The organism is Bradyrhizobium sp. LeoA1Lang, assembly GCF_055413685.1.
The window spans coordinates 1-9,803 of record NZ_JBVAPG010000230.1 but is presented as its reverse complement, the minus strand read 5'-3'; the positions used below and the strand labels follow the sequence as shown (position 1 = coordinate 9,803).

Here is a 9,803-nt window from a genome sequence, read left to right as displayed (position 1 = left end):
GAAACGGCTTCATTCGCCGTCAGCCCGGCGTTCCCCGAAGCATCGAGATTCTCCTGCCACCCGAAAACTTGCCGATCCTCGAATGGCTCGGTATCAAAACGTCAAAATCACTGTGATGAACCACTAGTCGATGGGCGCCGCACCGTCTATATCCCCGTCACCAAACGAGCGGACGCATCGACCCTCGCGGTCGTCCAGGCCGTCAAAGCCAACTTGCCACGCTTCCAATCCGTACTGCCAGGCGACGTTCAGGTAAGCTACGAGTTCGATCAGTCCCCATACGTGACTCGCGCAATCCTGGGCCTGTTCGTTGAAGGGGCGCTCGGTGCGGTTCTCACGGGTCTCATGGTGCTGCTTTTTCTGCGGGACTGGCGCAGTTCGCTCGTCGTCGTCCTGAATATTCCGCTGGCGATACTGGCGTCGGTGATCGCGCTTTGGGTATCGCGTCAGACGATCAACATCATGACGCTGGGCGGGTTGGCGTTGGCCGTCGGCATCCTGGTCGACGAAGCGACCGTCACCATCGAGAACATCCACACGCGTCTCGCTGATGGACATAGCCTTGCCCGTGCCGCAAGCGTGGCCACGGCCGAAACCACGCTGCCCCGCTTCGTTTCCATGCTCTGCATTCTGGCGGTGTTCATTCCAGCCTTCTTCATGACCGGCGCAGCGCACAACCTTTTTGTGCCACTCGCCTTGGCGGTCGGCTTCTCGATGGTAGGGTCGTATCTGCTTTCCAGCACCTTTGTGCCGGTAATGTCGGTCTGGATGCTGCGCAAACCGGACATGCAACACAAATCGCAAGAGGGCCGTTTTAATCGGCTCCGCGCCAGATACGATCAGCTCACGCGCGCGGTCATGAAGCGCCGACGCATGGTCGTGCTCTCCTATCTCGTTGCGAGCGGTGCCATAATTCTCGTGGTCGGCAGCTCGCTCGGCACGGAGATCTTTCCGATCGTGGATACCGGCCAGATGCAATTGCATCTTAGGGCTCCCGCGGGAACGCGGATCGAGCGTACCGAGCAGATTGCGCTACGAACGCTCGATATCATCAAGCGCGAGGTGGGGCCCGACAATGTGGACATCAGTCTTGGTTTCGTCGGAACGCAGCCACCCAACTACCCGATCAATACCATCTATCTCTGGAGTTCGGGTTCGGAGGAAGCGGTGCTGCAGGTGCAACTAAAGAGTGGTGCCGGAATCCGCATCGAGGATTTGAAGGAGCGGCTACGCAAGAAGTTGCCGCAGGAACTCGCCGGTGTACGCTTCTCGTTCGAGCCAAGCGACATTGTCAGCCGGGTGATGAGCTTCGGCGCGCCAACCCCGATCGAAGTCGCTGTGAGCGGGCCGAGCTTCGCCAACAGCCGCCAATATGCCGATAAGCTGCGAGCGAAGCTGGGACAGGTGCCGACGCTGCGAGATCTGGAATTCGAGCAGGAACTTGATTACCCGACGGTTGCTGTCGCCGTCGACCGCGAGCGAGCGGGCGTTCTGGGTGTGACGACGGATGACGTGGCGAAATCGATTGTCCCGGGCACCTCATCCAGTCGCTACACCTCGGCCAATTATTGGCCCGATCCAAAGAGCGGCATTGGATATCAGGTGCAAGTCGAGATCCCTGAGCACCGGATGAATTCCCTGGAAGAGGTGAAGAACCTCCCAATCGCTCGCCGATCGGGCCAACAGATCGACCTTCGCAACGTTGCTCACGTTACCGATAGCACCGCGCTCGGCGAATATGACCGTTACAACATGCAACGGATGCTGACGCTTAGCGCGAACATCTATGGCGAGCATCTCGGACGCGTAGCAAGCCGTGTGCAGCAGGCGATCAGCGAAGTGGGAAAGCCGCCAAATGGGGTGAGTGTGACGTTGCGCGGGGCGATCCAGCCGATGGCGGAGATGTTCGGCGGCCTCCGTTTGGGGCTTTTGACAGCAGTTGGCGTCATCCTTCTGCTGCTCGCCGCCAACTTCCAGTCGTTTCGGCTTTCCCTGGCAGTGGGATTGACGATTCCCGGCGTAGTGGCGGGAGTTGTAATCATGCTTTGGTTGACCCGGACCACACTCAACATTCAATCGTTCATGGGCGCGATCATGGCAATCGGCGTTGCCGTGGCAAACGCCATCCTGCTTGTGACTTTCGCAGAGCGCAGCCGCGCTGAAGGCCGCGAGCCGTGGGAGGCCGCCATGGAAGGCGCACGAAGCCGCCTGCGCCCGATCTTGATGACGAGTTTCGCGATGCTGGCGGGGATGCTGCCGATGGCACTCGGATTAGGCGAAACCGGAGAGCAAAGTGCACCTCTTGGGCGGGCGGTCATCGGCGGTCTACTCGGCGCAACCTGCGTTACGCTCATCATACTGCCCTCGATCATAGCCATGCTCCAGTCGCGACGCACGCCGATTTCCGCGTCGCTGGATCCTGACGACCCGCATTGCCGCCATTTCGAACCGGAATCGGTGCGGTATCCTGGCGACCGAACAGCAGAGTCCCGCGAGCTGGCGGCGGAATAGGCGAATGGCCAGAATGGATCCTAAAGGTGACGTACTATGAATTTCACAAGCCGAACGGTCATCAAGGTCTTGTTAGTCGGCGTCGCAGCAGGAACCATCGCTGTTGAGCGGCAACACCTGGCGGCATCGCCATCACCAGTGAAGCAAACGAATGTCGACAACCCTCCGCGGGTCGAGGTTGTGCGGCCACGCCGAGTCACGGTGGCCCAACGTCTTCAAACAAATGCAACGCTCGAAGCTTTTGAGGAAGCCGATCTCTTCGCCAAAGTCTCGGGATACCTGTCGGAGGTTCGGGTCGATATCGGCGATCACGTGAGGATGGGTCAAGTGCTCGCTGTTATCGACGTTCCAGAAATGAACCAGGAGCTTGCCGTAGCCAAGGCCGAGCTGGAATCCAAGCGAAGTGCGCTGGAGAGCGCGCGGCGTCAGCTAGATCACAACAAGGCTGAGCTGACGCTTCAGAACGCCTTGGCGAAGGACCGGGAGCAGCTCGGTGAGGGACGGAATTTCATCAGCGACCGGACACTCGATCAGGTGCACGCCAACGCGGCTATTGCCGAGGCGGATCTCGGCGTCGCGGAAGCAAACAGCGATCTCGCGGCTCACCAGGTGGATGTAGCCGCTGCCACAGTGGAGAGGATCAAGACGCTGCTCGCCTATACGCGGATCGTAGCGCCTTTCGATGGAGTGGTGGCGCGGCGCCAGGTGAACCGGGGCGATTTGGTTCAGGCCGCCGCGGCCACGCGGACCACGCCGTCCGCAGGATCACTTTTCACACTGCAGCGGATCGACACGATTAGGGTGTTTTGCGACGTTCCGGAGAACGACGTGTCTCACCTTCACGTCGGCGATCCCGCAGTTGTCAAGCCGTCTGGTTTCGAGGGTAAGCCATTCATCGGCAAGGTAACCCGCTTCTCGCTGCGCCTCGATCCCGAGACCCGCGACATGCGTACCGAGATCGATCTGCCCAATCCCGACGAGCGGCTTTATCCGGGTACGTATGCGGAAGTCTCACTGGAAATGAACCGACGGCCCGATGCGCTTACCGTACCCACAGCTGCCGTAGGTTCGGATGGCGACGGCAATTTCGTGTATGCCGTTACTGACAATCGGATCACACGCCTTCCCGTCAAGATTGGCCTCTCCGATAATGGCCGCATCGAGGTGATGGGCGGCCTGTCGGAGGAGATGCCAGTGGTGGCCAATGCCAAAGGCGTGCCGCCACAAAGTACGGCGGTCCAGCCGCAGATGGTCCGTGAGAATTCCTAGTGCGGTAAGAGACGCCACCGTGCAGCCCGAAAGGATTCCTTTTATTGCGACTATGGTCGTCGTCGTCCGATTGGGGAAGTTTTCCGCTACTCCGCCGCCAACCATCGGTCGCGCGGCGACCTACCGCCTTGCAATCCGCCGAGCTTAGCCACCTAAATCGAGACCTACCGGCACTACGATGCGCCAGCTACAGCGCCCCGAACCTATTCCGTTGCGCCGGAAGTCTGCGTTTTCCCGAATCGTCAACTTGGTGCTGCCGGAAGCACCCGGCAAGTTTCACATCGTCGCGCTAACACTTCGGCCGGTGCGAATTGGCCCACTCGCGCGCATGCTCGATCGGAGTGCGGGGAGGCAGAATAGCCCGCAGCTTTTTTGTCGCTGGCAAATTCTCCATCCGCTCCCGCCAGCGACAGAAGGATGGGTATTTCGGGTACATTGCCTTGCCTTCTTCCGTCAAACTGAAGGCAAAGGTGCTCGGAAGCAGGAAGAAGTCCGCGATCGTGAGTTCCGAGCCGAGCAAATAATTCTGGCCGTGCTCAAGTTCACGCTCTACCACGCCAAGGGCAAGCTCGACCTTGGGCAGCGCATGTGCCACGACCCTTTCGTCGGATCCGATGCCAAGCTCCGGAAAGACCAGCCGTTCATGCGTCACGTGATAGATCATGTAAGGGTAATAGTAAGAGTTCACCGCACCAATCCATTGGTTCATGCGCGCCCGCAGGCGAGCGTCGTGCGGCGTCAGCTTTGGCCCTTCGAAGGCTTCATCGACATAAGAGGCGATCGCGCTGGTCTCGTAGACCGTAAAGTTGCCATGCCGAAGGATCGGGACCCGGTTGAACGGATGCAGCGCCAGGTGCTCGTGCTGTCCCATCACAGGTTCGAGGTCATGAAAGCCGTAAGGCACGTCCTTGTGCGTCAGAACCAGACGCACGATGTTGACGTAGGTGCTTCGCGGGAAGCCATAGACAATCGGTTCAGCCATTTGCTCCTCCCCTTCCTCGTTTATGGCGGGCGCATTTGTCATCGCCAAAATGGCTTGGCGGCCTCGTCCAGCGCTTCTTCGCGCGTCAAGCCGATGTCGGCGAGCAGATGCTTGTCGTCGGCCAGATCGCGGAGTGCCATGCGCAGCCTGCGCCGCGCGGCCCAAGCACGAAGCCCACGCTGCGGAGCGTCGATCCTTCGCACCGAATTTTCCCGGTGAAGTTGCGTGCGCGGAATCGCCGACCGGATCAATCGAAACGGCGATGTATCATTGATCAAGGTTGACATCGACAAGCTCCAAATCTCATGAAATGCTACACTGGAGCTGTTCAATAGAGTTAGCGGGCCGTTATCCGCAAAGCATCGTTTCTCTGGCCCGCCCTAGTTTTTCTCATGAAGTCCTTGCGATGCGCCCACGCCTACCACCCCTGAATGCGCTGAAGGCTTTCGAAGCCGCGGCGCGGCATGAGAGCTTTACCCGCGCGGCCGAGGAGCTTTGCGTCACGCAGGGCGCCGTGAGCCATCAGGTCAAGGCGCTGGAGGCTGAGCTTGCAATCAAGCTGTTCAATCGCGAGCGCCAGCGCCTGATCATCACCGAGGCGGGCAAGGACTATCTCACTATCGTTCGCGATGCGCTGGACCGCATTGCGGTTGGCACAGAGCGCCTTCTGCAACGCCAGAACGCCGGCGTCCTTACCGTCAGCACCTCGCCGGACTTCGCGGCCAAATGGCTCGTTCACCGGCTGGGCCATTTTGCCGAAGCTCATTCTGGGATCGACCTTCGCGTTTCCGCAACGCTTCATCACGTCGACTTCGCGCGAGAGGAAGTCGATCTTGCGGTGCGCCATGGCGAGGGCAATTGGCCGGGGCTCGATACGGTCAAGCTGAGCGCCGAGCAGCTCTTTGCTGTTTGCAGTCCGAAGCTTCTCTCGGGCCGCCGACGACTCGGCAAGCCGGCCGATATCCTCAACTATCCGCTGATCCATATGGACAGCCGAACCGATTGGTCCAAGTGGCTGCAGGCGGCGGGCGTCGACGACACGAATATCATCCACGGCCCCGTGCTCAATCGGGCCAGCATGGTGATCGACGCGGCGATCAACGGGCAGGGTGTCGCGCTTGCCCGCACGACATTGGCGGCGTGGGACCTGATCAACGGGCGGCTGGTGCGGCCGTTTCCGGAAGCATTGCGACTTTCGAAGACCTACTGGATCATTTGTCCGAGGGCGACGGCAGCCCAGCCGAAGATCGTCACATTCCGCGATTGGCTCTTGGCAGAGGCTTCCAGGGATCTGCGGCAGCTCAAGAAGCTGGGCTGGTCCGTGAACCCGCTCAAAGAGAGCGGGGACTGATCCGCGCTCACCCAACGATTGAAGATTAAGCAACGGTCAGTATCCCTTCCTTGATCGCCGTCGCGAATAGGAATGGCGGCGCAAGACCGTCGCTCGTTGCGGCCGTTCGCTCCTTGCGCTATTTTACTGATCGGGGTCGTCGCAGCCTCCCCGTAAAATGGTGACCCCATGCAAGCGCTGCTCGCTTTTCTATGGAGCGAGCGCATGGACGGGTCCACTTTTGAACTTCCGCTATTTCTGCTTGCGACCTTTGCGGGTGCTTTTGTTGCGGGGCTCTCGGGCTTTGCCTTTGGGCTTGTGGCGGCTTCGCTCTGGCTTTACATCCTCACGCCGCTGCAGAGCGCGACATTGATCGTCGGCTTCGGTCTTCTGGTGCAAGGCTACTCAGTCTGGAGACTGCGCCGCGCGCTCGATAGGAGCAAATTGCTGCCGTTCATCGTCGGCGCCGCGCTCGGGGTTCCGACGGGCGTGTCTCTCTTGACCTGGTCAGATCCCCGAACTGTCCGCATCGCGGTCGGCGCGTTCCTCGTTGCGTACAGTCTCTATGCACTTCTCCGTCCCAGCCTAAAGCCGATTTCCATCGGAGGGAACGCGGCCGACGCTGCGCTTGGCTTCCTCAACGGCATGCTCGGCGGCTTGACCGGCTTAGCGGGCATACTGGTGACGATCTGGTGCGGCCTGCGCGGCTGGCCGAAGGACGTTCAACGCACGATCTTCCAGCCCGTCGCCGTTACCACCTTCCTCATGTCTGCGCTCTGGCTTGGAGGAAAGGGAACGGTGACCAGCGAGACCGTTAAACTCTTCGTGATGGGTTTGCCGTGCTTGCTAATCGGAACATGGCTTGGGCTGAGACTGTTTGACTACATTGACGAAGCGATGTTCCGAAAGCTGGTACTCGCTTTGTTGCTGATTTCGGGAGTCTTGCTGGTTATCTGACAGCCGATTGACAGGAGCGACGGCAATCGGTTTATTCGATCTATGGGGGCGTGCGATCCCCCCACGAGGCGACATGCCCAAGAATCGCGTCCGTACTTCACCAAGGACGCCGCATGTCTGCCATCAACTTCTCTTCTCGGATTCGACTTTTCGCCCGCGATCCCGATTCTCGCGCAAACTCGTCACGCATCTGGATGGGGCGCCTGCTCGGCACAAGCCGCGGCACGCTCCGGGCTCTCGCGATCTCAGGCGCGATACTTGCTCCGGCGCATGCCGCGTCGCGCCCTCTTGATGTACCGGCGACCACTTCGGTTCGTGACGCGACCCAGCCGGTCCTCACCACTCAGATCGACGATCTCGCCCCCGCGCTGGCGACGCGGACAAGGCCGCAAGAGACGTTGCGAGGGGTCGTCGCGGAGGTGGACCAACGCGATGATCGGATCACCGTGCGCCTGACACCGCTCGCGACTGCGGACCTCAAGGTACAGGACGGCCTACTCTTCGATTCTGTTCGTTATGGCGACGAGGTCGAACTCACTGTCGAGACCATCGACGGAGAGAAAACCATCGTCGGGCTCAGGAAGGAATAAGGCGGTGGCGCGTATTGCAAGCATGCCTTGCCGGATGCGTCGCTGGTGCGCGTTCGGCGGAAAGACCATCCTGCGGAGGATCTGATCATGCACGACGTTGCTGGCGATCGATCGGTTGGCAGGATGGAATATTGGAGACGCCTATCGCTGTCACTCCTTCTGGCAGTGCCGATCGGTGCGGTGACGCATGGCGTTGCCGCGGATACAGATGCTGGGAAGAGCAAGGCGGAGGCCTGTGCGGCATGTCACGGCGATAAGGGCGTCTCCACCACAGAGAACACGCCATCATTGGCGTCGCAGCCCGATCAGTTCCTGCAATGGCAACTGGTTTTCTTTCGCAGCGGTGCGCGCAAGAGCGAGGTCATGGGTCCCATTGCTGAACAACTCAGCAACGACGATGTTCGCGACCTCGGCGCATATTTCGCTTCGCTCAAGGCTGCCGATCCGACGACGGCAAAAGGGGCGGACGATCATCCTGATTTGACAGACGCCGGCAAAAAGGCGGCGGCAGTCGGACATTGCGCCTCCTGTCACGGCGATAACTATGCCGGCAGCAAAGCCGTTGCCCGTATCGCCGGGCAACGCGAGGATTACCTTTTGAAGGCGCTCCACGACTACAAGGCCGGCGTTCGATCCGGCGGCGGCGTCGCCGCGATGGCCGAGGTTGCCTACCCACTAAGCGACCAGGATATCGCGGCGCTGGCGCACTACCTCGCGCGGCTATGACAGGACCACGTATTTCACTTCGCGCAAGAAAATGCGTTCGATTTGGGGGCATTCGTCTCGACGAAAAGGAGAAGCGCAATGACTCGGAAATTTATCTGGGCGGCCGCCGGCCTGATGTTGGCGGGCATCGCCGGTATTGCAATGGTGACGGCGGAACCGAGGCAAGGTCCTGCGTTCATTGCGGGTGATCAGCCGGTGACCGAAGACCAGATGCGTCAGAAGTTGCAGTCTGATGGCTGGTCGAACGTGCAAATTGTCCGCGACGGGCGATACTTAGAAGCTGTCGGTTCGAAGCAGGGCCAAATCAGCAAGATCGTCGTGGACGCGCAAAACGGGCGATTGCGCGTTATCGATGACGACGATGATGACTGAGCGGCACCGCGCTTCGATCAGTCGATAAACCTCACGCGACGCGCGGCGACGATGGAAGTCGCCGCGTGGTCAGCGTGACCATTGCATTAACGGCACCAAGGTCGAGGGCTGGCTCGACGGCAAGTTCTACCCTGAGGACACGCTGGCGCAGCCAGTGTCAGGGCGTATCGGCCTTTGGTCAAAGGGCCCGACCGCCACAGGTACTTCGGCGACCACACCGTCACGGCAGCCGATTGAAGGCGGCGCCCTTGCTAAGCTACCGGGGATCGGAATGGGAGAGGGGCAGGTTCGCTGTCGTTCCAAGCGTTCCGTCGTCCATCACGCTGCGGAGACTCGGCTCGTTCCGCATTGACAAGTTCGCGCTCTCAGCCTTATTTGCGCGCATGGGGAAAGCGATCTCCCCACGAGGCGACATGCCCAAGAATCGCGTCCGGTTTTCAACCAAGGGCGCATCATGTCTGCCGTTATCCAGATCTTATCATACAAGCTTTCTGATCTGACGCTGCCTTTGGCTGCCGGCATTTTCATCGCCTGGCTGATTGCCGGGCCATGTGTCAGGAGGCTGCCATGACCTACACGATGAAACCCCTTTCCTGCGATCCGAGCCGCGTGCGCGGCATGTCGGAGCGGATGATCATCAGCCACTACGAGAACAACTATGGCGGCGCGGTAAAGCGCCTCAACCTGATCGATGAGAAGCTTGCTGATCTCGACTACGCGACCGCGCCGGGTTTCCTGCTCAACGGATTGAAGCGTGAGCAGCTCATCGCAAGCAATTCGATGATCCTGCATGAAGTGTTCTTCGATGGCCTTGGTGATGAATGCGAGCCTGGAACGAGCCTGACGGAAGCGCTCACACGCGATTTCGGTTCATATGAACGCTGGCGTGCCGAGTTCGTTGCCATGGGCAAGGCGCTCGGTGGCGGCTCCGGCTGGGTACTGCTGACGTGGTCGCCGCGTGACCGGAAGCTCCTCAATCAATGGGCATCCGATCACTGCCATACGCTTGCCGGGAGCACGCCGATCCTGGCGCTCGATATGTACGAGCATTCCTATCACATCGACT

The 9,803-nt window shown here is 60.0% G+C and carries 10 protein-coding genes; 8 read left to right on the top strand and 2 right to left on the bottom strand.

Going from position 1 to position 9,803, the window contains the following annotated elements; genetic code table 11:
- Positions 1–2,511, top strand: a 2,511-nt coding sequence (locus ACZYOF_RS39735) for an efflux RND transporter permease subunit (protein WP_463719161.1), incomplete at its 5' end; no start/stop codon positions are given.
- Between the two features lie 36 nt (positions 2,512–2,547).
- Positions 2,548–3,780, top strand: coding sequence for an efflux RND transporter periplasmic adaptor subunit (locus ACZYOF_RS39730; RefSeq protein WP_463719160.1), 1,233 nt, complete (start codon positions 2,548–2,550; stop codon positions 3,778–3,780).
- Positions 3,781–4,069: 289 nt separating this feature from the next.
- Here ACZYOF_RS39730 and ACZYOF_RS39725 read toward each other — a convergent pair whose 3' ends face one another.
- Both ACZYOF_RS39725 and ACZYOF_RS39720 read right to left on the bottom strand, forming a co-directional pair.
- Entirely contained in the window at positions 4,070–4,804 is a 735-nt protein-coding gene (locus tag ACZYOF_RS39725) for a glutathione S-transferase family protein (protein ID WP_282532191.1), read from the bottom strand.
- Complete coding sequence (locus ACZYOF_RS39720) at positions 4,801–5,049, bottom strand: DUF1127 domain-containing protein (protein ID WP_282532190.1); 249 nt, start codon at positions 5,047–5,049, stop codon at positions 4,801–4,803. Before ACZYOF_RS39720 ends, ACZYOF_RS39725 begins: the two co-directional genes overlap by 4 nt.
- A gap of 119 nt (positions 5,050–5,168) precedes the next feature.
- Between ACZYOF_RS39720 and ACZYOF_RS39715 the strand changes: the two genes are divergently transcribed.
- From ACZYOF_RS39715 to ACZYOF_RS39690, 6 genes are all read left to right on the top strand, one after another.
- Positions 5,169–6,113 (top strand): transcriptional regulator GcvA, encoded by a 945-nt coding sequence (locus ACZYOF_RS39715; RefSeq protein WP_463719159.1) that lies wholly within the window; start codon positions 5,169–5,171, stop codon positions 6,111–6,113.
- A gap of 168 nt (positions 6,114–6,281) precedes the next feature.
- Entirely contained in the window at positions 6,282–7,049 is a 768-nt protein-coding gene (locus ACZYOF_RS39710; protein ID WP_463719158.1) for a sulfite exporter TauE/SafE family protein, read from the top strand.
- Positions 7,050–7,243: 194 nt separating this feature from the next.
- The gene (locus ACZYOF_RS39705; protein WP_463719157.1) at positions 7,244–7,639 is read left to right on the top strand and encodes a hypothetical protein; all 396 of its coding nucleotides are present in this window, start codon (positions 7,244–7,246) and stop codon (positions 7,637–7,639) included.
- Between the two features lie 123 nt (positions 7,640–7,762).
- The gene (locus ACZYOF_RS39700; RefSeq protein WP_463719162.1) at positions 7,763–8,365 is read left to right on the top strand and encodes a c-type cytochrome; all 603 of its coding nucleotides are present in this window, start codon (positions 7,763–7,765) and stop codon (positions 8,363–8,365) included.
- A gap of 78 nt (positions 8,366–8,443) precedes the next feature.
- Positions 8,444–8,737 (top strand): hypothetical protein, encoded by a 294-nt coding sequence (locus ACZYOF_RS39695; protein ID WP_130576926.1) that lies wholly within the window; start codon positions 8,444–8,446, stop codon positions 8,735–8,737.
- Positions 8,738–9,304: 567 nt separating this feature from the next.
- Positions 9,305–9,803 (top strand): superoxide dismutase (locus tag ACZYOF_RS39690; protein ID WP_463719156.1); only part of this gene is annotated, 499 nt, incomplete at its 3' end.